General features: G+C 68.4%; 27 protein-coding genes. 14 read left to right on the forward strand and 13 right to left on the reverse strand.

The genetic code is table 11. The features are described from left to right. Window positions 1–86 precede the first annotated feature (86 nt). The 5 genes from ON19_RS15385 (at window position 87) to ON19_RS15405 (ending at window position 3,730) form a co-directional block, all read left to right on the forward strand. Window positions 87–590, forward strand: a complete 504-nt coding sequence (locus ON19_RS15385) for a GtrA family protein (protein WP_227954805.1) — start codon at window positions 87–89, stop codon at window positions 588–590. A 129-nt stretch (window positions 591–719) separates the two neighbouring features. Beyond that, window positions 720–2,081: a M20/M25/M40 family metallo-hydrolase gene (locus ON19_RS15390; RefSeq protein ID WP_174377697.1), complete on the forward strand. Its 1,362-nt coding sequence runs from the start codon at window positions 720–722 to the stop codon at window positions 2,079–2,081. A gap of 23 nt (window positions 2,082–2,104) precedes the next feature. Continuing rightward, the gene (locus ON19_RS15395; protein WP_043692101.1) at window positions 2,105–2,638 is read left to right on the forward strand and encodes a YbhB/YbcL family Raf kinase inhibitor-like protein; all 534 of its coding nucleotides are present in this window, start codon (window positions 2,105–2,107) and stop codon (window positions 2,636–2,638) included. A gap of 129 nt (window positions 2,639–2,767) precedes the next feature. Beyond that, a complete protein-coding gene (locus ON19_RS15400; RefSeq protein ID WP_043692103.1) occupies window positions 2,768–3,169 on the forward strand; it encodes a hypothetical protein in 402 nt (133 codons plus the stop codon). 135 nt (window positions 3,170–3,304) lie between these two features. Beyond that, window positions 3,305–3,730 carry a hypothetical protein gene (locus ON19_RS15405; RefSeq protein ID WP_218006425.1) on the forward strand — a complete coding sequence of 142 codons (426 nt, stop codon included), beginning with the start codon at window positions 3,305–3,307 and terminating at the stop codon, window positions 3,728–3,730. Window positions 3,731–3,753: 23 nt separating this feature from the next. Here the strand turns inward: ON19_RS15405 and ON19_RS15410 are convergent, their stop codons facing one another. After that, window positions 3,754–4,563: a class I SAM-dependent methyltransferase gene (locus tag ON19_RS15410; RefSeq protein ID WP_043692358.1), complete on the reverse strand. Its 810-nt coding sequence runs from the start codon at window positions 4,561–4,563 to the stop codon at window positions 3,754–3,756. Between the two features lie 281 nt (window positions 4,564–4,844). Between ON19_RS15410 and ON19_RS15415 the strand changes: the two genes are divergently transcribed. Continuing rightward, window positions 4,845–6,029 carry an NAD(P)/FAD-dependent oxidoreductase gene (locus ON19_RS15415; RefSeq protein WP_043692105.1) on the forward strand — a complete coding sequence of 395 codons (1,185 nt, stop codon included), beginning with the start codon at window positions 4,845–4,847 and terminating at the stop codon, window positions 6,027–6,029. A gap of 78 nt (window positions 6,030–6,107) precedes the next feature. Beyond that, window positions 6,108–7,031, forward strand: a complete 924-nt coding sequence (locus ON19_RS15420; RefSeq protein WP_051168918.1) for an RNA polymerase sigma-70 factor — start codon at window positions 6,108–6,110, stop codon at window positions 7,029–7,031. 17 nt (window positions 7,032–7,048) lie between these two features. Here ON19_RS15420 and ON19_RS15425 read toward each other — a convergent pair whose 3' ends face one another. Then, window positions 7,049–8,386 carry an NsdA family TPR-like regulatory protein gene (locus ON19_RS15425; RefSeq protein ID WP_218006426.1) on the reverse strand — a complete coding sequence of 446 codons (1,338 nt, stop codon included), beginning with the start codon at window positions 8,384–8,386 and terminating at the stop codon, window positions 7,049–7,051. A gap of 238 nt (window positions 8,387–8,624) precedes the next feature. Here ON19_RS15425 and ON19_RS15430 point away from each other — a divergent pair, with 238 nt between their 5' ends. The 3 genes from ON19_RS15430 (at window position 8,625) to ON19_RS15440 (ending at window position 10,154) form a co-directional block, all read left to right on the forward strand. Then, a complete protein-coding gene (locus ON19_RS15430) occupies window positions 8,625–9,113 on the forward strand; it encodes a hypothetical protein (RefSeq protein ID WP_043692366.1) in 489 nt (162 codons plus the stop codon). Between the two features lie 94 nt (window positions 9,114–9,207). Further along, window positions 9,208–9,435 (forward strand): hypothetical protein, encoded by a 228-nt coding sequence (locus ON19_RS43305; protein WP_218006427.1) that lies wholly within the window; start codon window positions 9,208–9,210, stop codon window positions 9,433–9,435. Window positions 9,436–9,587: 152 nt separating this feature from the next. After that, on the forward strand, window positions 9,588–10,154 hold the full coding sequence (locus tag ON19_RS15440) for a hypothetical protein (protein ID WP_043692110.1): 567 nt from the start codon (window positions 9,588–9,590) through the stop codon (window positions 10,152–10,154). Between the two features lie 7 nt (window positions 10,155–10,161). Here the strand turns inward: ON19_RS15440 and ON19_RS41915 are convergent, their stop codons facing one another. The 4 genes from ON19_RS41915 to ON19_RS15465 all read right to left on the reverse strand — a co-directional run bounded on the left by ON19_RS41915 (window position 10,162) and on the right by ON19_RS15465 (window position 15,688). Next, complete coding sequence (locus ON19_RS41915; protein WP_157229721.1) at window positions 10,162–11,208, reverse strand: hypothetical protein; 1,047 nt, start codon at window positions 11,206–11,208, stop codon at window positions 10,162–10,164. A 180-nt stretch (window positions 11,209–11,388) separates the two neighbouring features. Beyond that, complete coding sequence (locus ON19_RS15455) at window positions 11,389–13,221, reverse strand: AMP-dependent synthetase/ligase (protein WP_043692117.1); 1,833 nt, start codon at window positions 13,219–13,221, stop codon at window positions 11,389–11,391. A 188-nt stretch (window positions 13,222–13,409) separates the two neighbouring features. Continuing rightward, entirely contained in the window at window positions 13,410–14,144 is a 735-nt protein-coding gene (locus tag ON19_RS15460) for a GTP cyclohydrolase II (protein ID WP_083899404.1), read from the reverse strand. Next, window positions 14,141–15,688: a carbohydrate kinase family protein gene (locus ON19_RS15465; protein ID WP_227954808.1), complete on the reverse strand. Its 1,548-nt coding sequence runs from the start codon at window positions 15,686–15,688 to the stop codon at window positions 14,141–14,143. Before ON19_RS15465 ends, ON19_RS15460 begins: the two co-directional genes overlap by 4 nt. Before the next feature lie 672 nt (window positions 15,689–16,360). On the opposite strand from ON19_RS15465, the gene ON19_RS15470 reads away from it, so the two are divergent. Beyond that, window positions 16,361–16,744, forward strand: a complete 384-nt coding sequence (locus ON19_RS15470) for a hypothetical protein (RefSeq protein WP_043692120.1) — start codon at window positions 16,361–16,363, stop codon at window positions 16,742–16,744. An 11-nt stretch (window positions 16,745–16,755) separates the two neighbouring features. Here ON19_RS15470 and ON19_RS15475 read toward each other — a convergent pair whose 3' ends face one another. The 3 genes from ON19_RS15475 to ON19_RS15485 are packed head-to-tail and all read right to left on the reverse strand — an operon-like array spanning window position 16,756 to window position 19,146. Continuing rightward, window positions 16,756–17,832, reverse strand: coding sequence for a quinone-dependent dihydroorotate dehydrogenase (locus ON19_RS15475; protein WP_043692125.1), 1,077 nt, complete (start codon window positions 17,830–17,832; stop codon window positions 16,756–16,758). 4 nt (window positions 17,833–17,836) lie between these two features. Then, a complete protein-coding gene (locus tag ON19_RS44525) occupies window positions 17,837–18,136 on the reverse strand; it encodes a DUF5703 family protein (RefSeq protein ID WP_228782492.1) in 300 nt (99 codons plus the stop codon). Further along, window positions 18,136–19,146, reverse strand: coding sequence for an SMP-30/gluconolactonase/LRE family protein (locus tag ON19_RS15485; RefSeq protein WP_043692129.1), 1,011 nt, complete (start codon window positions 19,144–19,146; stop codon window positions 18,136–18,138). Before ON19_RS15485 ends, ON19_RS44525 begins: the two co-directional genes overlap by 1 nt. 102 nt (window positions 19,147–19,248) lie before the next feature. Between ON19_RS15485 and ON19_RS15490 the strand changes: the two genes are divergently transcribed. From ON19_RS15490 to ON19_RS15500, 3 genes are read left to right on the forward strand one after another with little or no spacing between them, the layout of a single operon-like run. Continuing rightward, the gene (locus tag ON19_RS15490) at window positions 19,249–19,656 is read left to right on the forward strand and encodes a hypothetical protein (protein ID WP_227954809.1); all 408 of its coding nucleotides are present in this window, start codon (window positions 19,249–19,251) and stop codon (window positions 19,654–19,656) included. Window positions 19,657–19,662: 6 nt separating this feature from the next. Further along, on the forward strand, window positions 19,663–20,196 hold the full coding sequence (locus tag ON19_RS15495) for a WKL family lipoprotein (RefSeq protein WP_043692133.1): 534 nt from the start codon (window positions 19,663–19,665) through the stop codon (window positions 20,194–20,196). Window positions 20,197–20,212: 16 nt separating this feature from the next. Then, a complete protein-coding gene (locus ON19_RS15500) occupies window positions 20,213–22,306 on the forward strand; it encodes an MMPL family transporter (protein ID WP_043692136.1) in 2,094 nt (697 codons plus the stop codon). Window positions 22,307–22,696: 390 nt separating this feature from the next. Here the strand turns inward: ON19_RS15500 and ON19_RS15505 are convergent, their stop codons facing one another. The 4 genes from ON19_RS15505 to ON19_RS15520 form a co-directional block, all read right to left on the reverse strand. Next, window positions 22,697–23,530 carry a heme ABC transporter ATP-binding protein gene (locus ON19_RS15505; protein WP_043692139.1) on the reverse strand — a complete coding sequence of 278 codons (834 nt, stop codon included), beginning with the start codon at window positions 23,528–23,530 and terminating at the stop codon, window positions 22,697–22,699. Window positions 23,531–23,621: 91 nt separating this feature from the next. Next, window positions 23,622–24,713, reverse strand: coding sequence for a FecCD family ABC transporter permease (locus ON19_RS15510; protein ID WP_051168919.1), 1,092 nt, complete (start codon window positions 24,711–24,713; stop codon window positions 23,622–23,624). Beyond that, entirely contained in the window at window positions 24,710–25,768 is a 1,059-nt protein-coding gene (locus ON19_RS15515) for a heme/hemin ABC transporter substrate-binding protein (RefSeq protein ID WP_051168920.1), read from the reverse strand. Before ON19_RS15515 ends, ON19_RS15510 begins: the two co-directional genes overlap by 4 nt. A gap of 20 nt (window positions 25,769–25,788) precedes the next feature. Next, window positions 25,789–26,748 carry an aldo/keto reductase gene (locus ON19_RS15520; RefSeq protein WP_043692142.1) on the reverse strand — a complete coding sequence of 320 codons (960 nt, stop codon included), beginning with the start codon at window positions 26,746–26,748 and terminating at the stop codon, window positions 25,789–25,791. Window positions 26,749–26,913: the final 165 nt, after the last annotated feature.

The raw sequence follows: 26,913 nt of genomic DNA on the forward strand, positions 1-26,913 counted from the left end.
CACCGACCGTGCACCCGCGGAACAAGCGGTGCGGTGAATCTGCCGATCTTGTTGTGGGGTCGGGACATGTGCCGGAGACTTTACCTGTGCTGTTTTCCGAACGCCCCGTTTTCGCCCGGGTGACGTCCGTGCTGGGGGGCGAGGCACGGCGTCGAGAACTACTCCGTTTCGCCTCCGTGGGTGTCGCCGCGTTCACGCTGGACACCGCGGTCTTCCTGACGTTGAAGAGCACTGTGCTCGAGGCGCACCCGATCACGGCGAAAGTGGTCGCGGTCCTGGCGGCGATCACGCTGTCGTACGTGCTGAACAAGCAGTGGTCCTTCGACGCGCGCGGCGGGCGGCGCGGGCATCACGAGGCCGCGCTGTTCTACCTGGTCAGTTTCCTGGCCGTCGCGATCAACACCGCACCGCTGTGGGTGTCACGGTATGTGCTGCACCTGGAGGTGCCCGAGGTCTCCCGCTTCACCCAGAACATGGCCGACTTCGTGGCCGCGCAGCTGATCGGCACCGCGTTGGGCATGGTGTTCCGGTTCTGGGCCTTCGTGCGGGTGGTGTTCCCGGACGAGGTCGAGCGCCCCGGCACAGCCTGAGCGGACAATTGCGCTCATCCTGAGGACAACCCTGTCGCGCGTGATCACGCACCGTGCGGGCCGCACCACGCCGCCCGCGATACCCCGGCCGTACGTTTGTATCGCCGCGCGGGTGGTAGGAAAGGGAGCGTGTCCGCAACTGGCGAAGGAATCGATCCGAACAGAAGCTCGCGCGCGGTATCGGAAGTGGTGGAGCTGGTCAGCACGCTGATCCGCTTCGACACCTCCAATACCGGCGACCTGGCCACCACCAAGGGGGAGCGCGAATGTGCGCAGTGGGTGGCCGACCAGCTGCACCAGGCCGGTTACGTCACCGAATACGTCGAGTCCGGAGCTGAGGGTCGCGGCAACGTCTTCGCACGGCTGGAAGGCGCGGATCCGAGTCGTGGCGCGCTGATGATCCACGGGCATCTGGACGTGGTGCCCGCCGAGGCCGCGGACTGGAGCGTGCACCCGTTCTCCGGCGCGGTGCGCGACGGCTACGTGTGGGGTCGCGGCGCGATCGACATGAAGGACATGGTCGGGATGACCTTGGCGATAGCCCGCCAGTTCAAGCTCGAGGGCACGGTGCCGCCGCGTGATCTGGTCTTCGCTTTCCTCGCCGACGAGGAGAACGGCGGCAAGTGGGGTTCGCAGTGGCTGGTCGACAACCGCCCCGACCTGTTCGACGGCGTCACCGAAGCGGTGGGGGAGGTCGGCGGGTTCTCGCTCACCGTGCCGCGGCCCGACGGCACCGAGCGCAGGCTGTATCTGGTGGAGACCGCCGAGAAGGGTCTGGGCTGGATGCGGTTGCGCGCCAAGGCCCGCGCGGGCCACGGGTCGTTCCTGCACGAGGACAACGCGGTCACGATCCTCGCCGACGCGGTGGCCCGGCTGGGCAAACACACCTTCCCCGTGGTGCTCTCGGAGTCGGTGGCCGCCTTCCTGGCCGCCGTCGCCGAGGAGACGGGTCTGCAGTTCGATCCGTCCAGCCCGGACATCGAGGGCCAGCTGGCGAAGCTGGGCACCATCTCCCGCATCATCGGCGCCACGCTGCGCGACACGGCCAACCCCACCATGCTGCAGGCCGGCTACAAGGCCAACGTGATCCCGCAGAGCGCCGAGGCGGTGGTGGACTGCCGCGTGGTGCCCGGGCGGCAGGCGGCGTTCGAGCGTGAGGTGGACGAGCTGATCGGCCCTGACGTCGAACGCGAGTGGATCACCAAGCTCGACTCCTACGAGACGACCTTCGACGGCGACCTGGTCGACGCGATGAACAACGCCGTGCTGGCCCACGATCCGCGCGGCCGCACCGTGCCCTACATGCTCTCCGGCGGCACCGACGCGAAAGCGTTCGCCCGGTTGGGCATTCGCTGCTTCGGTTTCGCACCGCTGCAGTTGCCGCCGGAGCTGGACTTCACCGCCCTGTTCCACGGCGTCGACGAGCGGGTGCCGGTCGAGGCTCTCGAATTCGGCACCCGCGTACTGGAACACTTCCTACTGCACAGCTGATCCGATCCGCAAAGAGAGGTTTCATGACCTACAACCCCTACGACGCCCTTCCGCAGGTGCCGTCGTTCACTCTCACCTCCACCGATGTCACCGACGGCCAGCCGTTCGACAACGAGCAGGTCAGCGGTATCTTCGGCGCGGGGGGCAAGGACATCTCCCCGCAGCTGTCCTGGTCTGATTTCCCGGCGGAGACCAAGAGCTTCGCGGTCACGGTGTACGACCCCGACGCACCCACCGCCTCCGGCTTCTGGCACTGGGCCGTCGCCGACATCCCCGTGAGCGCGACCTCGCTGCCCGCGGGCGCGGGCAGCGGCGAAGAAGGCGGCGCACTGCCGACCGGCGCGATCACCCTGCGCAACGACGGCGGATTCCACGGCTTCGTCGGCGCCGCTCCGCCGCCCGGCCACGGCCCGCACCGCTATTTCATCGTCGTGCACGCCGTCGATGTCGAAAGCCTCGGCATCGACGAGTCCGCCACCCCGGCCTACCTCGGCTTCAACCTGTTCTCCCACACGCTCGCGCGCGCCACGCTGGTCGCGACTTACGAGCAGAAGTAGAGCCGCGTTTCCCCGACTGTGGCCCTGAGCGAAATGCTCAGGGCCACAGCGCTTTCTCGATACCGTGCTTCCGCCGGAACGGAGTCACGCAGGCGCGGAGCGGGTCACACAGCGTCGAGAATCGAGTTCATGGACATAGATGAGGCGGTGCGCGGCGCGCGTCTGCTGGCTCGCGATATCGAACGTTCTCTGGGCTTTTCCGTAGAGGTCGGCACCGAGTACACCGAACAGTGGCGCAACTTCCGCGAACTGTCGGGGCGTCCGCTACCCGACGCGTGGGTGACCCTTTCGGTGCCGGAGGTCGGCACGACCGTAGCTCTGGACCCCAGCGAGCCGGGCAGCACGACTGCCGAAGGGTTCGCGATGGAGTTGGTTCGAGTCCTCCAGGACGACATCCAGATCCACATCCGGGAGCCGTGGCCGAGGGATCCCGCCGCCCGCGGCCGCGCGCTGGACCCGACCGAGCGAGGTTGGCGGAGCCAGATGGATCGTGCCTATCTCGTGCCGTATGGCGAACTCGGGGCCGGATGAACGCCACTGTTCGATCCGACCAGTCGGTCTTCCCAGTGATGGTTCGTTTCACCGCCCCCCGGCTGACCGGAGGCGTTACGCTGCCGCTGGACAGCCGCCCAAGTGGGTGCGCGAGGGATTGATGAGGGTACGAACTTGATCATTCGCACGGAAACGGCCTGGGTGCTCTTCTTCGCCGGGCTCATCTTCCTGTGGGCACTGGTCCTCGGGGTGTGGAAATGGCAGGGGATGACCACCTCGCCGGACGGTCTGGCCCATCCCTACGTCGACATCGCCCACCGAGCCGCCTTGCTGTATTCGTTCGCGACCGGGTTGATCGCATGGTTCGTCGAGCTGTCCGGCTGGCCGACCGCGGTGAACGCCACCGCGGCCGCGGCGATCATCGCGCTGTTCGTGGTGACGATCGCGAACTACATCCGGCTCGGATTGCAGCGCGAGACCGACAACCAGATGCGCAATCCGCCGCCGTCGATGCGTTTCGTCCTCGCCGCACTGATCATCGGCGAGATCGGCGGCTTCAGCGTGCTACTGGTCGGCTTCGCCGTGGAGCAACTCTTCTGAGATCACCGGTCGCGGCGCGTCATTCAGAATGCGTAGCGGTGGTACTGGGCGATCATCCGCATCGCCGGGATCAGCGACATCACTTTCCCCATCAACTGGTAGCCGCCGGACACGCCGGTTTTGAACGACTCGGCGTCGAACACCGACAGGGCGGAGATCGGGCGCACCCCGGGCACCGCGGCGACGATGTCGTCGGGACCGTCGATCGCCCAGTGCAGCGTCGAACCGGAGCGCCGAACGACGGCGTTGATCTTCTGGGACTTGATCCCGAGGGTGTTGAAGGCGTCGAATTGCAGTTCGCCGGAGGGGAAGTGCGCGACCACCGCGCGCAGTAGAGCCACGCCGTCGGCTTCGGTGAGGTACATCGTCAGCCCCTCGGCGATGAGCAGCACGGGGCGGTCGGACGGAATCTTCTCCAGCCATGCAGGGTCCGTCACGGACGCGGCGACACGGTGATGGTGTTCGCGGGACGGGTAGAGCCGTTCGTGCAGCGCGATCACTTCGGGGTAGTCGACGTCGTACCACTCGACGCCGGGGCCGGGGTCAAGCCGAAACGCTCGGCTATCCAGCCCACATCCGAGATGCAACACCGTGGCACGGTCGTGCTCGGCGAGGAACTCGCGCGCCCAGTGGTCGAAATGAACGGTGCGAACGGTCACTCCGGACGCATTGCGCGGCGTGATGCCGGTGCTGCGCCAGTCGTAGTCGATGCGGGCGACCACGTCCTTGGCCAAGGCGTCACCCAGTAGGGGCTTGTCCGCATCCGCATCCAGGGCCTTGGCGTACAGCGTCGCGAGCATCGTCTGCGGTGCTCCGGTGAGGTCGACGCGAATCTTTCCCGCTCCGGATCGATCATCGTTTGAACGCATGTTCAATATGTTAAACACGCGTTCAATCGACAGTCAAAGGACGCGCAGCATCGTGAGTGGCCGGTTCCGGCCGCGGACGCTGTCGGCGGCACAGGACGGAGCGCCCGGCGGCCCGCAGTTTGTTCCAACCCCACCGCCGCCCAGCTGAAGCGGCGTGACACAGGTCACATCAACCAGTTGTCACGTTCGGGCGGGCTGGCTTGTCCCATAGCCGACCACACAGAACGAGCCCCAAGGAGCAAGCGATGAACACCGACACCACCACCCGAGAAATCGTCGTCCTCGGCGCCGGCTACACCGGCATGCTGGCCGCCATCCGGCTGGCTCGCAACACTCGCAAACTGGATGTGCGCATCACCTTGGTGAACCCCTCCGTCCGCTTCACCGAACGGCTGCGCATGCACCAGGTCGCCGCCGGACAGGAATTGGCCAACCACGATATTCCCGCCCTGCTGACCGGATCGGGCATCGACTTCCACCAGGCCACCGCCACCGCCATCGACGCCGAGGCCCGCCTGATCACCCTCGACGACGGCGCGATCCTGCACTACGACAACCTCGTCTACGCGCTCGGTAGCAGCACCGATACGAGCATCGTCCCCGGTGCGAATGAGCACGCCTGGACGCTCAACGATCCCCGTCTGGCGCACCGCTTTTCGCAGCGCCTGACCGAAGTGGCCCTGGCCGGTGGCGGCGTCACCGTCTGCGGCGGCGGACTCACCGGCATCGAAGCCGCCGCCGAGATCGCCGAGGCGCACCCGGGCCTGACCGTCACGCTCGTCAGCCATGCCGAACCCGGTTCGATGATGGGGGACAAGGCCCGCGCCTACCTGAACCGAGTTCTCGACCGGCTCGGTGTGGTCCGCAGGGTCGGCGTGAAGGTCACCAAGGTGCTGCCCGACGCCGTGCGACTGGACACCGGCGAACTGATCGCCTCGGAGCTGACCCTGTGGACCACCGGCGTCAAGGTCTCACCACTGGCCGCCCAGGCCGGAATAGCGACGGACGCGAAAGGCCTCATCATCACCGACCCCACCCTGCGCTCGGTGTCGCACCCGGAGATCCACGCCATCGGTGACGCCGCGCTGGTTCAGCAGAACTGGGGCCAGATCCACGGCACCTGCCAGAGTGGTTTGCCCACCGCCGCCTACACCGCCGACACCCTGGCCCGGCTGCTGCGCGGCAAGACCGTGCAGCCGTTCCGCTACGGCTACTTCCACCAGCCGGTGAGCCTGGGCCGCAAGGACGCGGTCATCCAGTTCACCAATGCCGATGACACCCCGAACCGCTGGTACCTCAAGGGCAAGGCCGCCGTCGCCTACAAGCAGTCGGTGAGCAGCACCCCGCCGCTGGCCTTCAAGATGAGCAAGTACATGAAGGCGCAGGTACAGCTGTCCAAGGGCGGCCGCGCCACCCGCGAGACCGCATGATCCCCCGCGTCGGAGGCCGGATGACGAATCCGGCCTCCCAGTGGACCCCGATCCTCGAGACCGGTAGGTATGAGTCCCATGCAGGACCACAGCGATAGGCAGGCGCCCGCCGCCGAGCGGGCCGACGCACCGATCGACCCCTTCGTCGAACACCGCCGACTCCTCTTCGGCACCGCCTATCGGATGCTCGGCAGCGTCGCCGACGCCGAGGACATCTTGCAGAGTGCCTGGCTGAAATGGAACGCGGCAGACCGGTCTGCGGTCGAGCACCCCAAGTCCTACCTGGTCCGCACCGTCACCAATCTCTCGCTCAACCGCCTCACCTCCGCCCGGGCCACCCGCGAGACCTATGTCGGTCCGTGGCTTCCCGAACCGCTGCTCACCGCACCCGACACCGCCGAGGAGATCGAAATGGCCGACACCGTGTCGACCGCCATGCTGGTCGTCCTCGAAACCCTCGATCCCACCGAGCGCGCCGTCTTCGTACTGCGCGAGGTGTTCGGTTACACCCACGCCGAAATCGGCGGCTTCCTGGATCGCCCCGAGGCGACCGTCCGTCAGATCTCGCACCGTGCACGCAATCACGTGCAGGCCCGCCGCCTGCGCTTCGACGCCGACGACGAATCCCGCAGAGAGATCACCGAGAAGTTCATGGCCGCCTGTCACGGCGGCGACCTCAACGCCCTCATGGAACTTCTCGCCCCCGACGTGACCTTGTGGAACGACGGCGGCGGCATCGTCACCGCGGCCCGCCGCCCACTGCACGGCCCCGACCACGTGGCGCGCTGGATGCTGGGCGTCATGACCAAGCCGGTCTCCGCCGGCATCCGCCTCGAACCCGCGATCGTCAATGGCGAACTCAGCATTATCGGCGTGATCGGAGACTACCGAGTCGGCGCCCTCACCTACGACATCGTCAACGGCCGCATCGAAAACATCCGCTTCCAGGTCAACCCGACCAAGCTGGGTGGAATCCAGTCCACGGGCGAAGGCTCCTCCTGAGGGACCGCGCTATGCGGTCATGCCGCGAGCAATGCCCGGGTTCGGTCGTTGAAGTCCATGACCAAGGGGTGCGGACCGAAGGCCGCCATGTGTTGCTGTATGTCGCGCACGGCTTCCACGGAGCGGGAGGACTTGACCTTGCGCGCGAGATCCAGCGTCCGCACCCCTGCCGCGTGCGCGGCTTCGAGGTCTCGCTTCTGAATGTGGGTGACCGCGAGCGCGGCGTGGGAGAGCGCGCCCCGGCGTGCGCGATTCTGCGTGCGGGCGTAGGCGATCGATCGGCGAGCGTGCGACGCGGCTTCTTCTGACTGTCCGAGGTCGCGAAACGCGTTCGCCCACTCGCCGCAGATGTATGCCTGGTCGATGAAGCGTGCCCACTCGGGCTCTCGGTCGGGGTCGATCCGGGCGAACGCGTTTTCCGCTGCGTTGATCGCGTGCGCGGTACCGGCTTTGTCACCGATGACAGCGAGAGAGCGAGCCTCCAAGGTCCACAGGTCCGCCAGGCAAGCGGGCGCGTCAACCTTCGACAGGCCTTGGCGACCCGCCTGGGCAAGTCGTCGGCCTTCGTGCGGGTACCCGAGCAAGGTTGCCTGGTCGGCCAAGCCGGCGAGCACGTGAGCGCCGAGCGCGGGATCGCGGGACTCTTCGGCCAAGCGAAGCGCCTGGATCAGATAGCGCTGCGCCGTCCCGTGCTCGCCGTTGTCGAACGCCATCCACCCGAGCAGGTAGGTCTGTTCGGCTGCCGCACCGCACAGCGCCAACCGGACGTCCTCGGTATGGGTACGCCGCAACAGCGGGTACACGTGCTCGTTCATGTAGGCCGCCAAAACGAGCCGTCCGGACCCACCGCCTTGGAAGATATCCATTTCCTGGAAGGTGCTGAACATGTTCTTGACGGCGGTGACGTCTTCGAGCCGTACCCGTTGCCGCTGATCCGGCAGCTGATCGAGGGTGTTCAGCAACCAGTCGCGGGACGGCCCGATCGCCGCTACCGCCGCGAACGGAGCTGTGGACAGGAACTTTCTGCGATCCACGTCGGCCCTCCCGAGGTCTGCGACTGCTTCGAGTGTCTGTGTCCACGATGGGCTGTAGACGAGGGCGCGGTCAACGGTCGGTATCTCGCCCAGGCCGAGGTCGTAGGTAGTCACGCGATAGCCGAATTGCGCCGAGAACAGGTCGGCGAGGAGCGCCGGAACCGGCGGGCGCGGGCGCTCTCCCTCGTCCACCCACCGACGCACGCTGGAGGCGTCCGGCCTGATCTGGGGCTCGCCCCGTTCGGTCGCCAGTGTGCGCACGCGACGCGCCAGTTCACTACGACTCCAACCTGAACGGGCCAGCCACTCGGAAAGGTGCATGTTCGCACTGTTCATCATGCCCACCGTTTCGTCACTGCGAGAGGCCGATCCACCACCTTTCAACACCCGCTGCGACCTTACTCGCAGCGACTTCGCGGTGTGTGCTGAATGCGCGCCCGGTAAGGGGAGCTCAGCGCAATTGCTGCCGCAGGCTCACTCCCGCCTCATGGCAAGTTTCACGGTTGCGCGGAACCGGGCGCATCTCTACAGTCGATCGAGCTGAGCAGGGGGTTTGATGATGAGCTGGATACCCTTCGGCGACACGCCGCTGTCGCGGTGCACCTACTACCGGCAGGTGTGCGATCTTCCTGCGCAGGTCGATCCACCCTACGTGGGGCGCATAGTCCTACGCATGGGGGTGGCGTGGGCGGTGATCATGCCCGCCACGTTGGGTCAGAACGTGAAGGTGTGGATGCAGCGGCACGGCTACGCGGTCGGGCCGATCATGTCGCATCCCCGGTCGAAGCGGTGGACTTACCTCACGCGACCCGATCTGCCGGACGACATGACACTGTTCGCGGAGATGTTCCGGCTCAACGTCTCGGTGGTGCGTGCGGGCGGCACCGTCGCCTTGCCGAGCCCGGCCGATCGGGGGACCACGTTCCGGGCATGGATCAACCTCCCGGACAACACATTCCGTCCCACCGGGAGCGTCGTGGTGGCCGCCATCCGTGGATGCGTAGCCGAACGCATCGCGCGCCGAAGGCAGGGCTTCTTGGATGCCTGAGAGCGGCGGCAATACGTGGAACACCCTGATGCACTGCGAAATAGGCGAAGGCGGTCGCCGGGGTCGGCGCTCGGACGGCAAGGAAGTGCCGGCGGTGAACGGTGATGGGCGCCGTGGATCTCCGGTCCCGCCCGAGCCGGATGTCCACTTGTCGGTGTTCTGGCACGGTGCCCGGATGGACTTCGTCGCCTGCCTCACCGCCGCGTGCTTGTTCGTACAGGAGTGGCGTGCCCGGCACTGGCACGACGCGGTCGAAGTGTCGACCGACGACGTCGACGGGTACCCGCGATTGCCGTGTGAGCGGCTGTACCTGGAGCCTTGAGAGTCTGGACAGATGAACTGCGGCTCCGGGCGTAACGCTCGGAGCCGCCGACCGCGATCCGCCCGCGACACCCCGCCTCCGTCCGCCGCTTGCCCGGTACACGTGCGGGAGCAAAACTGTAGTGCTCCGACCATGACGAGAGGGAGGTAGACGTGGGGAATGACGAGCAGATGATCATGGATCTCGGCGTACCCGTCGAGCAGACTAGATGGGGTATATGGGTCGCCCCCGACCGGCGTGCGGCACAGGTGCGGAAATTTCTCGATCGGGCCGGACTGCCTGCATTACCGCAGGAACCATGGGACTTCGAATCAGACGAGGCAGACCAGATCAGCGACAAGATCGCGGAGCTCTTTCCGGATGCGGAAGCTGTAACACTCCCCGAAAACGCAGACAACGTCGATCAACTGGTGTGCTTCATCGGAGAATGGTTCATCCGGTATCTCGATGCTCGATGGCTCGACCTGACCGATATGCCATCCGGCTACAACGACTGCGAAGACATTTCCATATACGGCGACATCAAGCCGGGTATAGCCTTCGAATTCCAGGACTGGAAGACCTGCACCGCGGAACTACTTGTGAAGTTCGTTATCGAGCACGAGTTCATCGACATAATCGAGTTGGTGTGCGTGGCATTCTGGAGGCTCCGCAAGGGCGGCGCTCCATCGTTCTCCGAGTTGAGCACCAACTTTTCCGATCACCCTCCTTTCATGTGATCCAAAATTAACGCTTGCTTCGTAAGTTTGGGGGCGGGTCTTGCCTGGCGACGGTTACGACAGTGATCGCAACGGATTCGATAGCAATGAGCGTGGCCGGATCTTCGAAAATGGTGCCGATCGATTCTTCCGCGATCGCGATAATGGATACGTCATCCATTCCCGAACTTACGAAGTCGGGAAAGATAGAATTCAATTCGACAAGATCAAGGAAGCTCGCGGCCTCATCTTCACCATCGAAGAAAAGTCGGGCAGAATCCGGGGGGAGAAAGACGAAAAGCAACTCAGAGCGGTACGAGAGCTTCTGGATAAGAATAAGAATCACCAGCATGTGTTGCGGTCCGTCCAAGGTGAGTCGATCTCGAGGGAAGCGCAGGAACTCATTGTCGGATTGATCCGGGACTTCCCGGATCAGTTCACGCACCAAGTCATAGCGCGAGCCGATGCCCGCGAGATCTGGGCTCGAGGGCGCGCGTTGGAGCAGGGCCAGCAGCTCGAATTGCCCGGTGTCGGCGAGAAGGCCCGCCAGCAGCGGCGGCAGGAGAAGGCGAAGCGGCAGGACAAGATCGCGGAGCTGGCGAAGGCGCGACAGCGTGGCGAAACGTTCCGGAAGATGTTGCGGTTCCGGGAAGGCGTCGCGCGTGGTCGTGTGGAAGCCCCGCAGCAGGTCGAACGCGACCGGCAGGCCCGAGAGCAAGCCGAGCGCGCCAGGCAGGGGCGCCGAACGCCGGAAACCGAGCGTGCGCGGGTTGAGCGTGAGGCCGCCGAACGGGTGGCGCGGGAATTCCCGGTGCCCAACCAGTTTCCGCAGCGTGAGGCCGCTGACGTTGGGGAACAAGCGGCCCGAGAGGCGGCCGGTGTGGAGCGTGCCGCAGCCGAGGCCCGCGCGGCAGCCGAGAAGGAACGGGAAGCTGCGATCAGGGCCCGAGACGAGGCGCGGAACGCGGCGTTCAGGGAGTTGGACGAAAAGGGGCTTCTGTCCGAGGTGGAGAGACTTCTGTGGTTGGGGCAGCCAACTCACCCGCAAGCGGCGGTGGAGCAGTTGCCTGGTCATGCGCCGCGCGTGGAGCGGGGCGGCACCGGACAAGGACAAGACCGCTCACGCGGAGTAGCCCGCGACCGATAAGCCGTCCGCCCTGCCAGCGGCTCACAGTGTGGTCGGCCCCCGATTGCGGATTGGTTTCGACTGCGGCCCCGGGCGTAATGCTCGGGGCCGCAGTCTTTTCCGGCGAGCTTACTTGACGCTGATCACCCGGTCGGAGGGCTCTTTGGCGTAGAGCGCCTCGATGTCGGCCTGGTATTTGGCCGCGATGGGGGCGCGCTTGAGCGACATCTTCGGGGTGAGTTCGTCGCCGCCGGGCTCCCAGACGGCGCCGAGGATGGTGAAGCGTTTGATCTGTTCCACGCGCGAGAGTTTGGCGTTGCCGGCCTGGACCGCTGCGAGCACCTCATCGATGATCTGGCGGCGGGTGGCCAGGGTGGCGATGTCCTCGCCGGTGGCGTCGAGTTCCTTGGCGCGGATCGCGGCGACGTCGGGGTCGAGCACGATCAGGGCGGCGATGTAGGGCTTGGCGTCGCCGATGGCGACGGCTTGACCGACCAGCGAGGAGGCGGCCTTCACCGAGTTCTCGATGTTGGTGGGGGCGATGTTCTTGCCCGCCTCGTTGATGATCAGTTCCTTCTTACGATCCACGATCCGCAGGTAGCCGTCGGCGTCGAGGGTGCCGATGTCGCCGGTGTGCAGCCAGCCGTCGGAATCGATGGCTTCGGCGGTCTTGTCGGGCATGTTGCGGTAGCCACGGGTGACGATCGGTCCGCGCACCAGCACCTCGCCGTCGGCGTCCAGCCGCAGCTCCATGCCGTCCACCGCGCGCCCGACCGAACCGGGGCGGGGCTTGTCCAGTTCGGTGAAGGTGCCCACGCCGGTGGTCTCCGACATGCCCCACACCTCGCTGACGGTGAAGCCGAGGCCCAGGAAGTATTCCAGGGTCTCCGGCGGGATGGGGGCGGCCCCGGAGGAGGCGACGCGCAGCTGATCCAGGCCGAGGGCGTGGCGCAGCTTGGACAGCACCAGCGTCTCGGCGATCCTGTGCTGCGCACTCAGCAGCGGCCCGCGGCCTTTGCCGGCCAGATCGGCGCGGGCGGCGGCGATTCCGGTGGTGATCGCCCAGTTGGCCAGCGCCTTCTTCACCGGGCTCGGCTCTTCGGCGAGTTTGCCCTCGACGCCTGCCTTGATCTTCTGCCAGACGCGCGGAACGCCGAAGAAGATGGTCGGGCGGGCGTCGGGCAGGGCGGCGGCGACCTCGCGCGGGTCGGGCACGGTGGTGATCTGGATGCCGGTGAGCAGGTTGATCGCGTGGCCGGAGATCCGGTCGGCGACGTGCGCGGCGGGCAGGTAGGACACCGCGCGGTCGTCCAGGCCGACCTGCAGCGGGCCGTTGACCAGGGCGATGATCTGGGCGAGCACGTTGCGGTGGGTGATCTCCACGCCCTTGGACGGGCCGGTGGTGCCGGAGGTGTAGATCAGGGTGGCCAGGTCGTCGGCGCCGACGGCTTGCCAGGCGGCGTCGAAATCGAAGTCGGCGGCGGGTGCGGCTTCCACCTCTTCCAGGGTGATGGCGCCTTCGGCGGGTCCGTCGACCATGATGATGTGCTCGACCGGCACCCCGGCGGCGGTGATCCGGTCGAGGAACACCTGTTCGGTCACCACGACCTTGTTGCCCGCGTTGGTGAACAGATGGGTGATCTGTTCGGGGGAGCTGGTGTTGTAGATGGAGAACGGGGTGGCGCCCAGGTGCAAAGCGGCGGTGTCGACGAGATTGAACTCGGGGCGGTTGGTGAGCATGATGCCGACCGTGTCGCCGTGGCCGAGGCCCAGACCGGCCAGGCCCGCGGCGATCGAGCGCACCCGATCGGCGTAGTCGCGCCAGGTGTACTCCTGCGTGCCGCCCACCTTGCGCAATGCGATCTGGTCGGGGCGCAGCCGCGCGGTTTCCTGGAATGCGGCGGGGACGGTGTACACCGTTTTGCCCGATTGGTGCGCGTATCCGATTTCTGTTGTCGTCATATCCCTGTTCCCGATATCGCTGGGGTGAACCGGCCGCCGGTATCGCCGACGCCCGATCCGAGACTCGAACCCTGACATGATGCGGCGAATGCATTGTCAGTCTCTCACGAGTCGGCGCGCCACGTGTGGCGCGGCTCACTCATCGTAGCCAGAGGTGGGAATCGTGGTGGCCGAACTTCAACAATCCTTCAGGCACCGATCAGATCCGGCGCGGACCCGGGCCCCGGACGCGAACGCAGTTTCTCACCAGGGGTGATCACGACCGGGTCGACGGCCGACGGCTCGTGACAGCCACCGTCGCTCTCCTCGAGCGCCCACGGCACCGCATCGGTCGGTATCCAGTGCTTGCGCCGGGTGCGCTTGGCTTCCAGATACTCGCGGGCACGCTCGCTCAGCGCCCTCGTGCGCAGCGGCACCGCGGTGACCTGCAACCCTTCCTGCCGCAGTGCTTCGACTTTGGCGGGATTGTTCGTCAGCAGCTGCACCGAACGCAGTCCGAGATCGGCCAGCGCACGTGCGGTGGCCACGTAGGTGCGGGCATCGGCCGGGTAGCCGAGGTTTTCGTAGCTGGTGAAGGTGTCCGTGCCGGAACGCTCGCTCTCGCGGTAGCCCAGCGCCTTGACGATCAGCCCCGCCCCGCGGCCCTCCTGTTCCAGGTAGACCAGCACCCCTGAACCCGCGGCCTGGATGAGATCCAGCGCCTTGTCCAGCTCCGGCCCGCAGTCGCAATCCTGCGACCGCAGCGCCTCCCCGTACAGGCAGCGCGAGTGCACCCGGACCAGGCAACCGTCGGCGACCGTGCCGAACAGCAGCAGGTGCCCCCGCTCACCGTCCCCGTTCAACTCCACCACCCGAACTCGCAGATCATGCCCATTGCGACGGAACCGATGCTCGGTGTCGGCAGGATCCACAACGTTGGTCAATGCTCCTCCGTAGCGAGTCTGAAAATTCGCTCGACCTCACTCACCAGTGGCATTGCCCCGGGGACGTCCCCGATCGATTGCGTCGCCACCATTGCGGCGGTCGCCCAGACGTAGTCGTTGCGTGCGGCGGGGCGGCGCGTCGAAACGAGACGATATACCAGGGCAGCGGAGAAGGCAGCGTGAGCGCCGACCGAGTCGTCCAGCGCCGTCGGGAACGGCTGAAAACGATCGCTGACCTGCTCCGACCACACCGCACACCGGAAATCCTTGATCGCGCACACCGCTCCCGCACCCAGTGCGCGCAGCCGTGTGGCGGTCTGGTCCCCGCACGACGCGGCGCCGTCGGCCATCGCCAGCGCCTGCAGGTCCTTGTCGCCGCCGACGAGGTAGTCCACCACACCGAGATGCTGATACAGATACTGCGGGCGATCCAGCCGCGGCGCCGGATGCACGACCACCAGCGGCCGTCGCGGCAGCCTGCCCAACTCCGCCATGATCTGCTCGATCACCCCGGTGGGTTGCTCGAAGGTCAGCAGCACCGCATCCGACGTGGCGAGCGCCGAGCGGATCGCGTCGCTGCGCAAGTCCTGGGCGCTCAACCGTATTCGCTCGTCCTTGCAGCCGATCGTGCTCGCCGCGCCGGTGCCCGCCACGATCACCGCCGTTACCGGCGTCGGCGCGTAGGGCACCACCTTGACCAGTTCGGTGTCGACGCGTTCGCTGCGCAGGTATTCCAGGATGCGGTCGCCCGCGTCGTCGTCGCCGACCGCCGAGATCAGCCGCACCCGCAGCCCGAGCCGGGCGGCCGCGACCGCGCGCGTGAGCCCCTTGCCGCCAGGATGTTCCCCGTAGCCGCCGCGCGTGGTGCCGCCGGGCCCGGGAATACGATCGACCGCGTACAAGTGGTCGATGACCGCGTCGCCGATCACGGTGACCACACCGCGGGGATCCACCGGATCCGGTTCGGCGACAACGGCTTCCGCGGAGGTGGCGAAGTCGACCACGTGCGCTCCGTCGAACACCGAGGCCGTGGCCAGCTGCGCGGCCAGTTCGGTGAACGCGCGGCGTTCGGGGGCCCCGCGCAGGGACCGCACCGTCAGCGTGTCCGGAATCGGCTGCACCCCAACGGCTTCGTGCAGCGCCGCCCAGTGCGCGGCGAGATATTCGCGTCGTTCGCCCAGGTCCGCGGCGTAGAGTCGGTCGGGATCGATACCGGCGGGCGGGTTTTCGCGCAGCAGCCCCAGTGCCAGCTCCGCATCGACGACGAGCCGGTGGGCGGGCTCCAAACTGCGGGCCAGGTCGCGCACCAGCGGCAGCACCGCTTCTTCCCGGTCGACGCCCGCGCGCCGCGCGTACTGCCGCACGGCCAGCAGATCCAGCAGGGGCAGTACGTCGATTTCGGTGCTGCGCAACCGATCCGAGCTCAAGCCGGACCGTTTGCACAGCCGGGTGAGGATATTGCGAACGGCAACCATCCCCGAATCCTGCGGGACCATGGCGATGCCACCCTCCTCTTCGGCGCGACGCCGCGGCCTCGCGCGCATGTTGGCCACGCAAATCGGGATTTAGCCAGCGGGCAAATTGTCAATTACCAAATTACAACGGCAATTGCGCCCGGGGAACGGCAAATGTCACACTGGATATGGCGATCCCCATCGCACCACCAGGCATCGGGAGGGCTGGTGATGAGAATGATCCTTCAGATACGGCAGTCTCGGCGGCGGCGGCAACACCGCCCCGCCGGAGCGGATACCGAGCTGGTGCCGAAGCCGGTGATGGACTGAACCAGCCGCCGGGCACTCCGCGCGACAACGCACCGGTCATCGCCCGCGCCGCCCCGGCGCGCCGGCACGCAGACCGCGCCCCGCAATCGGCCCGCCCCCGCAGCCCCGCCGCTACGCGGCCCGGCCGGACCGAACGGCGTCCACATTCGCGCCGACCGGAACTCCCACACCCCCCTCGACGCCCAGCCGCACCCCACGAACCACGTGGTGCGCCGGGTGCCGCACACCTGCGAGCTACCCCCTGGTCCACCCGGCCGGGCAGCGGACGTCATCGGCCCGGGCACACAAGCATCGTGCCCGCCCAACCGGCAGAAACCACGGTGCGGCACGCCACAACGCCGCACCAGCGGATGCACGACTGGAGGCATTCGTGATCATCGAACTCAGCACCCTGGAGCCGGCCTCACTCCACCTGTTGCACCGGAGACAGCGATGACCATCCACACCACCGAATGGACGATGACCAGTGACATAACCCCGGAATCGGCCTGCCGTGACACCGACGCGACCGACGGCTGGCGGCTGAGCTGGCTACCGGACCGGCGGCTGACCCACAGTCAGGCGCTGGCCGGCATGCGGCTGGACGAACTGCTCAGCGACCCGCACCTCGTGCACGACCGCATGACCCAGGCCCGCGTCGAGGTCTACGCCGACCAGCTGGGCATCCTGCGCGATCACGCGGTGATCCTGCTGGCGAAGCGAATGGCCGCGCGTCTGGGCCAGGAACTGGGGCCGAAGGGAGATCCGGCGCCGCCGGGGCGTGGTCCACGGCCCCGGCGCGCCCGCACACCCGAACCGCCGTTCGTGCCCGGCTGAGACCCGCGGGTTCAGGCGTGCGCTTTGTGCTCCGCGCCGACGGCCTCACCGAGGCCGGCGTACCCCCCGGCGCGCAACCGCTGCGCCAGGCCCCGGTGGATCCTGCGCATCCAGAACGGGCCGCCGTAGATGAACCCGGTGTAGCCCTGCAACAGCGTCGCACCGGCGAGAATGCGTTCCCACGCCTGGTCGACGGTTTCGATGCCGCCGACCGAGATCAACACCAGCCGGTCGCCGACACGCCGGTACAGCCGCCGCAGCACCTCGAGCGAACGGTCGGCGACCGGCGGACCGGACAGGCCGCCCGCGCCCATGGCGTCCACCTCGGCAGCGTCGGTGCGCAGTCCGTCACGCCGGATGGTGGTGTTGGTGGCCACGATGCCCGCCAGGCCGAGTTCGACGGCCAGGTCGGCCACCGCGTCGATGTCCTCGTCGGACAGATCCGGCGCGATCTTCACCAGCACCGGCACCCGCACACTGTCCAGAACCGCCCGCAGCAGCGGGCGCAGCGATTCGACCGCCTGCAGATCACGCAGACCCGGCGTGTTGGGCGAGCTGACGTTGACCACGACGAAATCGGCCAGCGGCCCCAGCAGCGCGGCGCTGGTGGCGTAGTCCGCGGCCGCGGCCTCCGGTTCGACGATCTTCGTCTTGCCGATGTTCGCGCCGATCGGCACCACGCCGCGCCGTGCGCGCAGCCGGTCTGCGGCCGCGGCGGCGCCGTCGTTGTTGAAACCCATCCGGTTGATCAGCGCCCGGTCGGCGGGCAGCCGGAACAGCCGCGGCGCGGGATTGCCCGGCTGCGCCTGGGCGGTGACGGTGCCGATCTCGGCGAAACCGAACCCCAGCGGGGCCCAGGCATCGACGCCGTCGGCGTTCTTGTCGAAACCGGCGGCCAAACCGAGCGGCGCGGGGAACTCGACCCCGAACGCTTCGACGCGCAGGATCGGATCGCGGGCGACGAGCACCTTGCTCATCGCCCAGCGCAGCGGCGCGACCCATGCGGCGAAGCGGATGACCGCGAAGACGAGGTGGTGGGCGCGTTCCGGCGCGACCAGGAACATCAGTCGCAGTAGCAGGGCGTACATCGGCTCACATTCCGGGTTCGGGCTGGGGTAGTAGTGCGGATTTTCGCCGCCGCAGCAGCACCCGCCTGCTGCCGTCGGTGTAGGCCCGCACCCGCGAGAGTTCCCAGCCACCGAACTCTGCCTGGATCGCCAGCCGCATGGACGCGGTCACCCGCGTGACATCCGGTGGCAGCCGCAGCGGCACGTATTCGTAGTCGTCGCTCGAGGTTTCCCAGCCCGCGGGCAGCGCGCGCCCGCGCCCCCGGTGTGCTGCCGGATCAACAGATGCCGCGGTATCGTCGCCCGCGCGTGGTGTCCGAGCCATCAGTGCCCTCTCTTCCGATCGTCCGCACCGATCCGTTGCAGACCGTCGCCGGTCGCGGACCCTACGAACAGATCACCGGTGCCTTGCTCGACAGCCACCGAGTTCGGTTGCCGGACGGTGGCGTAGCGGCCCACTTCCTTCGGTATACCAGTCGACAGGTCGAATCCGACGACCTCGTTGCGCTGCGTGCACGTCATCCACACGGTGTCCGACCGCTGATCGTAGGCGAGTGCGTAAGGCGAAGATCCTACCGGGAAACGCTGGCGCAGCACGAGCGGTCCGGCAGTGTAGACCAGCAGCTCGCCACCGGCGGTGTCGGTGACCACGAACCGGCCGCGGGCGTCACCGATCAGTTCGGTGGCCCCGTCCCCGGCCCGCAACGCCAATCCGGGGCGTTTCTTGCCCAGGTCGACTTCGAAGATCGCGGTCTGATGCCGGTCGAGCACCGTCAGCTTGCCGTCGGCTTCGGCGAGTTCGTCGGCCGAGACCAGCCCGGACACGGTGTGGGTCACCTCACCGCCGGGCGTCAGCTCGAGCACCCGGCCGTCGGCGGTGCCGACCAGCAACCCGCCGTCGTCGCGGGCGCGTACCGACCGCGCGTCGCCGTCGACGGCGACCGCGGTGACCGCGCCGGAGGCGAGATCCACCCGCAGCACCCGGCCCGGCGCGGCCGCCAGCATCTCACCGGGCCTGCCCGGGGTGAGACCGCTCGCGCGATCGGGCAGGGTCACCGTGCGCACCACCGGCTGGGCGGCGGCCGGGTCGACGACGGTGAGGACGGCGCCGTCCAGCGCGGCCAGCAACCTACTGCCGGAGTCGGCTTCCAGCGCGGCGATCGGACCGGCGGGAAATACCCGGCCCGCGGGCGGCGTGGTCACCGCGGGCGCGACCGCGGCCGTGGCCGGATCCCTGGTCGGCAGGTCGGGACCGCCCGCACCGGAGCAGCCGGCCAGCAGCACCAGCACCGCCGCACCCGCGAATGCCGAGACGACCGAGCCGCGAGGGCGCATCCACCGAACTCCTTCTACCGACGAATCTTCCGCTATCTCACCATCTGACCATGATGGCGCAACCAACCGACCGACCGGGGTGTCGGCTCGAGCGGAATGTCGGTGCCCGGCGTTACGGTGGAGACCACACCGTCCGATATAGGGAGATCCGGGTTGAAAGCCGACCATCCGTCGGGATTCGTTATCGACGACATCACCGTCGGCGCGTACGCGCACGGGTTCGGGACCACCGCCGACGGGCATCCGTTCGCCTTCCGCACCGTCCGCGCCACGCTGAGGCTGGAGATCTACCGCCGCGGTCTGGACGAGGCCGTCCCCGGCCCGGAGGATGTGCTCGCGGTCGCCGAAGCCACGGTTACCGACATCGACCTCGACGACGAGCGCAGTGTCGCCGCGCTGGTGCGGGATATGATCCCCGACACCGCGACGATCGACACCGCCGCGCAACGGGACGTCACGACCGTGCGTGCCCTACTCGGACGGATCAGCTCCGTCATCGAAGGTATGTAGGAAGTGATGACCCGCACACGACTCGCCCGGACCGCGCTCACCGCGGCCGTTCTACTGCTGGCCGCGCCGGCCGCAGCGTGCGACAGCGGAACCGACGATGCCGCGGTCGACGCGGCCCGCTCGTCGGCGAACGCGTCGCTGTCGTCCTCGATCGCCGTCTCCTCCAGCGCCGCGCACCCGCCGCTGCCGACCGCCGCCGAACTGGACGCCCAGATCAAGCGGGCACTGGACCCGGCGCTGCCCGACAGCGAACGCACCGCCCTCATCGAGGACGGCGACTCCTTCCGCCAAGCCATCCCCGACATGTACAAGGCGCTGCAGGACAACCCGCGCGCCGTCTACGGCGTCACCGACCCGGTGTTCGACAACCACGACGGCACCCTGACCGCCACCATGCGCCTGGACAAGGACGGCACCGGCGCCGCGGTCCGCACCACGGTCGTGCACTTCGTGCTCATCGACGGCAAGTGGAAGATCTCCCGCACCGACCTGTGCGGCATCCTGCGCTCGGCCGACTACCGCACCCCGGCCTGCGGCTGACCGGGCACGCGACGCGATGCGCCGTTCCGGATCACTGCGGTGGGGACGGTTCGTCCACCGCAACCGCTACCTCGTCCTGGCCTTCTTCGTACTGTTCGTGCTCGTCTCCGGCTGGTACGGCCGCGACCTGTCCGGTCGGCTGACCCAGGAGGGCTGGTTCGACGAGAGCAGCGAATCGGTGGCCGCCGCCGAACTGGCCGACCGCACCTTCGGCCGCGACACCGACAGCGACCTGATCCTGCTCTACACCGCCCCCGACGGCGCCACCGTCGACGACCCGGCCGTACGCGGCCCGGTCACCCGGCAGCTCGCCGGACTGCTGGCCACCTACCCCGACCGCATCCAGAAGATCGACAGCTACTGGGACAGCCCGTTCTCCGCCCAGGCCACCGACGCCACCCGCACCCACGCCTTCGCCAGCGTCGGCTTGCGCGGCTCGGGCACCGCGACGGTGGAGAACTACGCGGCGATCAAGGAGCATCTCGGCGCCGGACGCGCGGGCGGCGGGCCGGGCGGCACCACCGTGCAACTGGCCGGGTTGCAGCCGATCGTCGAAGGCATCAACACCGGTATGCAGCGCGACATCAAACGCGCGGAGATGATCGCCCTGCCGCTGGTGGCGATCCTGCTGTATTTCGTGTTCGGCGGCGTCATCGGGGCGCTGCTGCCGGTGCTCATCGGCGGCATGACGATCCTGGGCACCCAGGGCGGGCTGCGGCTGCTGACCGACCACATCGACGTCAACGTCTTCGCCAGCGCCGTGATGACCCTGGTCAGTCTGGGATTGGCGATCGACTACGGGCTGTTCACCGTCACCCGCTTCCGGGAGGAACTCGCCGCCGGCCACACCGTCGAGGAGGCCACCGCCCGCACCGTCGCCACCGCCGGGCGCACCGTGCTGTTCTCGGCCGCGATCATCGCCCTCAGCCTCGGCGCGCTGTTCATCTTCCCCAACGGGGTGCTGCGCTCGGTGCCGCTGGGCGGCATCAGCTCGGTCCTGCTGGCGGCACTGCTGTCGGTGACCGCGTTGCCCGCGGCATTGAGCATAGCCGGGCGCCGCATCGACTTCCTGGGCTGGAAACGGTTCTCCCGCAGCAAGACCGAAGCCCAGATCGATGCCGGATTCTTCTCCCGTCTGGCGCTGTGGGCGATGCGCAGACCGTGGGCGGTGGCCGTGCCGATCGTGCTCGCGCTGCTCGCGCTGGCCGTCCCGATACGGCACATCGAATTCGGCGGGCTCAGCGAACGCTACCTCTCCGACGACAACCCGGCTCGGGTGGCGCAGGAACGGTTCGACGACCTGTTTCCCAGCTTCCGCACCGAACCACTGAAACTGGTGGTGGTCGGCGCCGACCCGCAGCAGCTCAGCGACATCCGCTACGCCGCCAACCACATCCCCGGCCTGACCGGACGCTTCGAGCCCGCGGCGCCCACCAAGGACGGCATCAACGTGCTCGCCGCCGGATTGGCCGACAAACGCGACGCCGACCAGGTGATCGCCGCACTGCGCGCCATTCCCGAACCACCCGGTGTGCAAGTGATGGTCGCCGGTGTGCCCGCGCTGGAACGCGACAGCATCAACGGACTGCTCGACGGCCTGCCGACACTGCTGGCCCTGCTCGTCGCGGCGGCGCTGGCGCTGATGTACGCGGCGTTCCGGTCGCTGGTGCTCGCGCTGAAGGCGGTGGTGATGAGCGCGCTCAGCCTCGTATCCACACTCGGCATGCTGACCTGGATGTTCGTGCAAGGTCACGGTGCGGGGATCTTCCACTTCACTCCGGGACCGTTGATGTTCGCGGTGCTAGCGCTGATCGTGACGGTGGTGTTCGGGCTGTCCACCGACTACGAGGTGTTCCTGCTGTCACGAGTGTCGGAGGCCCGCGACGCCGGCGCGGACGCGCCCGAGGCGATCCGCTACGGCATCGCCCACACCGGCGGCGTGATCACCTCCGCCGCCGCGATCCTCATCGTGGTGACCGGCGCGTTCGGGTTCTCGGATCTGGTGCTGATGAAATACATCGCCTACGGCATGATCGCCGCGCTGGTCCTGGACGCCACCGTCATCCGCCTGCTACTGACACCTGCGGTTTTGAAGCTGATCTGGCGATAACGCCCGTCCGGCGGGGCGACAGCCTCCATCACCACCACGAACGGCGATGCCGCGGTGGTGGCTGAGCGGCGGCACTTCGTGTGCTCCCGAGTATCGACAGTGCGGCGCTGCGGCGGCCTCGAGAACGCCGAGCCTTATTTCCAGGGTTGGGACTGGCGGGAATGTGCGGAGAACAGCGGACATGCCCGACCGGGGCCTGCTGGCGTGATGCACTCCATCGACCGCTGTTGAGTCATGGCGGCGGCCGGTCCATGACAGCCAGGCACTGATGGCCAGAGCCCATCGCGACGTGATAGTCCGCAGCGCGGTGGCGGCGGTCGACAACTGGCCGCAATGCCCGATACCCCGGCCGCCGGCGATGTCGGCGGCGGCCACCGGAGTGGCTCGAGTTCAGCGGCGTACGGGCAGGACCAGCTGCGCCCCCGTCACCGGATGGTCGAGCACTTCCACCGGGTGCTGGTAGACGCGCGTGAGCAGTTCGGTGGTGAGCACGTCGCGGGGTGGCCCGTCGGCGGCGATGCGACCCGCGTCGAGTACCGCGACGCGGTCGGCGTAGGCGGCTGCGATACCGAGATCGTGCAGGACGACCACCACGGCGGCGCCTTCGGCGGCGCGGGCGGCGGCCAGGCGCAGCACGGCTTCCTGATGCCCGAGGTCCAGTGCCGCGGTGGGCTCGTCCAGCAGCAGCGTGGCGGTGTCCTGCGCCAATACCCGCGCCAGCGCGACTCGGGCGCGTTCACCGCCGGAGAGGGTCGGGAACGACCGGGCGGCGAGGTGTTCGACGTCGGTGGCGGCCATCGCCGCGGCGATCTGTTTTTCGTCGTGTTCGCGGCGTTCGGTGCGCACCCAGGGCGCGCGGCCCATCGCCACCACTTCGCGCGCGGTGAAGGGAAAGCCGACAGTGTGCGTCTGCGGCAGCACCGCCCGCCGCCGGGCCATGTCCAGCGTCGTCCAATGCGACAACGGCTGCCCGTCGAGCTCGACCGCCCCCGCGCTGAGCCCCAACTCCCCGGCCAACGCGGCCAGCAGCGTCGACTTACCCGCCCCATTCGGCCCGACCAAAGCCACGACCTGCCCCGCAACCGCCTCGAAATCGACACCCTCGAGCACCAACCGCGCCTGCCCGCCACCCCTGCGCTGCACACTCACCCCCACCGCCCGCACCGTCGCATCCCCCTTCTGCGGCCACCCCGGCACCTCGTGCACCGTCCGCAACAAGCTCACCCCACACCTCCCGGCCACCAGTGGCACACCATCGAGAGTTCTTCTCGGCGTTCGCCACGACCATGTGCCGCTCGACGAACGAAACAGGAGGTCATGCCCAGCCTCCGGAGCGGGCTCGGGTGCGGCGCAGCAGCCAGAAGAAGACGGGGCCGCCGATCAGGGAGGTGAGCATGCCGAGGGGGAGGTCGGCGTTGTCGACCAGGGACCGGGCGGTGACGTCGGCGGCCAGCAGCACCACCGCGCCGACGATGGCGCTCAGCGGGATCAGCACCCGGTGGGCGGGACCGACCAGCATCCGCACCAGGTGCGGGACGATGAGCCCGACGAACAGGATGATGCCGGTGAACGCGACACCGGCGGTGGCCAGGACCGCGACCACGACGATTACGTTACGGCGCAGCCGCTCCACGTCGACACCGAGATGCCGGGCCGCGGATTCTCCGAGCGCCAGCAGATCCAGTCGCGGCGCCAGCAGCACCGCCGCGGCGACACCGACCGCGGTCAGCGGCGCCACCACCCCCACCGATTCCCACCTGGCCCCGTTGAGCGAGCCCAGCTGCCAGAACACGATCTGGTCGCGCGCCGCGGGAGAGGCGACGAACAGCAGCAGCGCGATCAACCCGCCCGCGAAGGCGTTGATCGCCACACCGGTGAGCACGAGCGTGACGACCTCGGTGCGGCCGCCGGAGCGCGCCAGCAAATACACCAGCAGCGTGGTCGCCAGCCCCGCGACGAACGCCGCCGCGGCCACCGACCACGCCGCGACGAACGCCCCGCCCAGCACGATGACCGTGCCCGCACCGACCGCGGCACCCGCCGACACACCGATCACACCGGGCTCGGCCAGCGGATTGGCGAACACACCCTGCAACAACGCACCCGCTGTCGCCAGCGCCGCACCGACCAGCACCGCCAGCACCACCCGCGGGAACCGCACCTGCCACAGCGTCACCTCACCCGAGGGATGCGCGGGCATCGGCCCGATCTCCAGCCCGATCCGGTGCAGCACGCTGCCCGCCACCTCGGCTGGCGTCGTCGGCACCTGCCCGATCGCCGCCGACGCCAGCGCCAGCGCCACCAGTCCCGCCAGCGCGACCGCGAACACCAGCACCAGCCGCGAACGGCTGCGCGACCTCGGCACAGGCGTCACCGGCCGCGCCGCCTCGGTCTGCGACAGGCTCATGCGTGCCCGGTGCCGTACACCGCCGCGCTCAGCGCCGCGATCACCCGCCCGGTGTTGGGCCCGAAACTCAGCAGCACCGCATCGGACATGTCCACCACCCGCCGGTCCCGCCCGGCCGGGGTCTGCGCGATGCCGGGCACCTTCTGCAGCCCCTCGACACCGCCGACGGATTTCAGCCCATCCGACATCACCAGCAGCACATCCGGTGCCGCGCCGATCATCGCCTCACTGGTGATCGCGGTGAACGGCTCGCTCAACCCGGCCACGGTGCCCGCGTCCCGCGCGTGCAGCGCCGCGATCAACGCGTCCGCGCCCGACCCCGGGCCCGCGAGCATGGTGATGGCGGTGGAACGCAGGTACAGGAAAGCGATGGTCAGCTGCGGATCCTGGGCGGGCACCGCGGCACTGGCGGCCGTGATCTCGTCGCGGGTGCGCTGCGCCAGCGCCTGCCCACGTTCGGGCACACCCAACGCGCCCGCGACCGCCTCGATCTGCGGCACCACCCCGTCCATCGTGCGCTCCGGGTCGAAGTAGACGACGGTGACACCGGCCGCGCGCAGCTGTTCGCGCACCGCGGGCGCGGCGCTGGTGGTGTCGGTCAAGAACACCGACGGCCGCAGCGCCAGCACCGACTCGATGTTCAGCGACCCGTTGCCGCCTGCCACATTGGGCACCTCCCGCACCGCGGGAAACGCCGCCGAGGTACTGCGCCCCACCAGTTTCGGCCCCAGCCCGAGCGCGTACACGATCTGGGCGAGGGTGCCGTAGCGGTCCACGGCGATGATGCGGGAGGCGTCGGTCACGGTGACCTCCGCGCCGTCGAACGAACGCACCGTCACCGGCAGCGCCGGCGTGGGCTCCGGCCCGATCGGCACCGGATCCAGATCCGGCAGCGTCGCCGTCGTCGGGCCGTGCCCACCGTGCGAGGAACCGGCATCGGCGCCACAGGCGACCGACCCGGCCAGCAGGCTCACCGCGAGCAGGGCCAGGACGCCACGCCACCACCCGGTCCGGACTCGGTTTCCACGCCCACCCCCGGTCGCTGCAGTGCTCATGCAGGCAAGGCTAATCTGTGTCACTCGGCGCGTGCACTGACGTCGTCCAAGGCGGCCGCGATCGCCCGCGGCAGTTCCAACGTCTCGGCGGCCAGCACGCCGGTGAGCTGCCCGATGTCGCGGGCGCCGACGATCATGCTCGCGATGCCCGGCCGGTCGCGGATCCAGGCCAGCGCCACCGCCAGCGGCGAGGTACCCAACCCGTCCGCGGCGGTCACCAGCGCATCCACCACCCGGGTGGCGCGGTCGTCGAGACCGTTGCGGATCTCCGCCGCGGTCGCCTCGTCGGCGCCCCGCGAATCGGCGGGAACACCGTCGCGGTACTTACCGGTCAGGATGCCGCCCGCCAGCGGCGCCGAGGCGATCACCCCGACTCCGTGATACCGCGCGGCCGGCACGACATCGGCCTCCGCGCCCCGCGCCAGCAGCGAATACGGAGTCTGCGCCGCGGTCACCGGCGCGACCGCGGCCAGGCTGGCCAGCTGCCAGGCCCCGAACCCGCGCACCCCCGCGTAGCGGACCCGGCCCGATCGCACCGCCTGCTCCAACGTCGAGGCGACCTCCTCGAGCGGCGTCCGCGGATCCCAGACCCCGACATTCCAGATGTCCAGGTGATCGGTGCCGAATTCCAGCAGCGTGCGATCCAGTTGCCGCAGCAGCGCCCGCCGCGAGGTGTCCACGGTGACCTGCACCGCTCCCGGCACTCCCGCGGCGGAGAACTCCCACGGCGCGATGCCGGCGCACCCGCTGAGCACCACGTCATCGCGCGAGACCAGATCGCCGAGCAGCTCGGCGAGGATCCGCTGCGCGGCGCCGCCCGCGTAGGCGGGGGAGGTGTCCACCAGCGTGCCGCCCGCCTCGACGAACGCCACCAGCTGCCCCGCGGCGTCCTCGGCGTCGGTGTGCGAACCCCAGGTATGGGTCGCCAGGCCCATCCGCGACACCCGCAGGCCGCTGCGGCCCACCGTCCGCTGTTCCATCACCGTGTCCGCGCTTTCGTCACGGCGCCAAGCCTAGAGTGTGGATACGCGACTCGGCGCCCACCAGCACAGTGGGTCGCGCACTTCGGTGAGCGGGGAAACCGCGCCACCCTCGCGAACCCGGGCAGCGGCGGCAGCACCACGGCCGGGCACGCTACGGCGGCC

This window comes from Nocardia abscessus NBRC 100374, from assembly GCF_000308455.1.
Taxonomy (GTDB): domain Bacteria; phylum Actinomycetota; class Actinomycetes; order Mycobacteriales; family Mycobacteriaceae; genus Nocardia; species Nocardia abscessus.

Coding starts and splice junctions, on each gene's coding strand:
- ON19_RS44525 (WP_228782492.1), bottom strand. CDS start 18,136: ATGGCTCGGACACCACGCGCGGGCGACGATACCGCGGCATCTGTTGAT.
- ON19_RS15485 (WP_043692129.1), bottom strand. CDS start 19,146: ATGCGCCCTCGCGGCTCGGTCGTCTCGGCATTCGCGGGTGCGGCGGTG.
- ON19_RS15430 (WP_043692366.1), top strand. CDS start 8,625: ATGAGCTGGATACCCTTCGGCGACACGCCGCTGTCGCGGTGCACCTAC.
- ON19_RS15475 (WP_043692125.1), bottom strand. CDS start 17,832: ATGTACGCCCTGCTACTGCGACTGATGTTCCTGGTCGCGCCGGAACGC.
- ON19_RS15515 (WP_051168920.1), bottom strand. CDS start 25,768: ATGAGCACTGCAGCGACCGGGGGTGGGCGTGGAAACCGAGTCCGGACC.
- ON19_RS15400 (WP_043692103.1), top strand. CDS start 2,768: ATGGACATAGATGAGGCGGTGCGCGGCGCGCGTCTGCTGGCTCGCGAT.
- ON19_RS15465 (WP_227954808.1), bottom strand. CDS start 15,688: ATGCGCGCGAGGCCGCGGCGTCGCGCCGAAGAGGAGGGTGGCATCGCC.
- ON19_RS15395 (WP_043692101.1), top strand. CDS start 2,105: ATGACCTACAACCCCTACGACGCCCTTCCGCAGGTGCCGTCGTTCACT.
- ON19_RS15420 (WP_051168918.1), top strand. CDS start 6,108: ATGCAGGACCACAGCGATAGGCAGGCGCCCGCCGCCGAGCGGGCCGAC.
- ON19_RS15425 (WP_218006426.1), bottom strand. CDS start 8,386: ATGCACCTTTCCGAGTGGCTGGCCCGTTCAGGTTGGAGTCGTAGTGAA.
- ON19_RS15495 (WP_043692133.1), top strand. CDS start 19,663: ATGACCCGCACACGACTCGCCCGGACCGCGCTCACCGCGGCCGTTCTA.
- ON19_RS15470 (WP_043692120.1), top strand. CDS start 16,361: ATGACCATCCACACCACCGAATGGACGATGACCAGTGACATAACCCCG.
- ON19_RS15415 (WP_043692105.1), top strand. CDS start 4,845: ATGAACACCGACACCACCACCCGAGAAATCGTCGTCCTCGGCGCCGGC.
- ON19_RS15500 (WP_043692136.1), top strand. CDS start 20,213: ATGCGCCGTTCCGGATCACTGCGGTGGGGACGGTTCGTCCACCGCAAC.
- ON19_RS41915 (WP_157229721.1), bottom strand. CDS start 11,208: ATGACCAGGCAACTGCTCCACCGCCGCTTGCGGGTGAGTTGGCTGCCC.
- ON19_RS15520 (WP_043692142.1), bottom strand. CDS start 26,748: ATGGAACAGCGGACGGTGGGCCGCAGCGGCCTGCGGGTGTCGCGGATG.
- ON19_RS15455 (WP_043692117.1), bottom strand. CDS start 13,221: ATGACGACAACAGAAATCGGATACGCGCACCAATCGGGCAAAACGGTG.
- ON19_RS15510 (WP_051168919.1), bottom strand. CDS start 24,713: ATGAGCCTGTCGCAGACCGAGGCGGCGCGGCCGGTGACGCCTGTGCCG.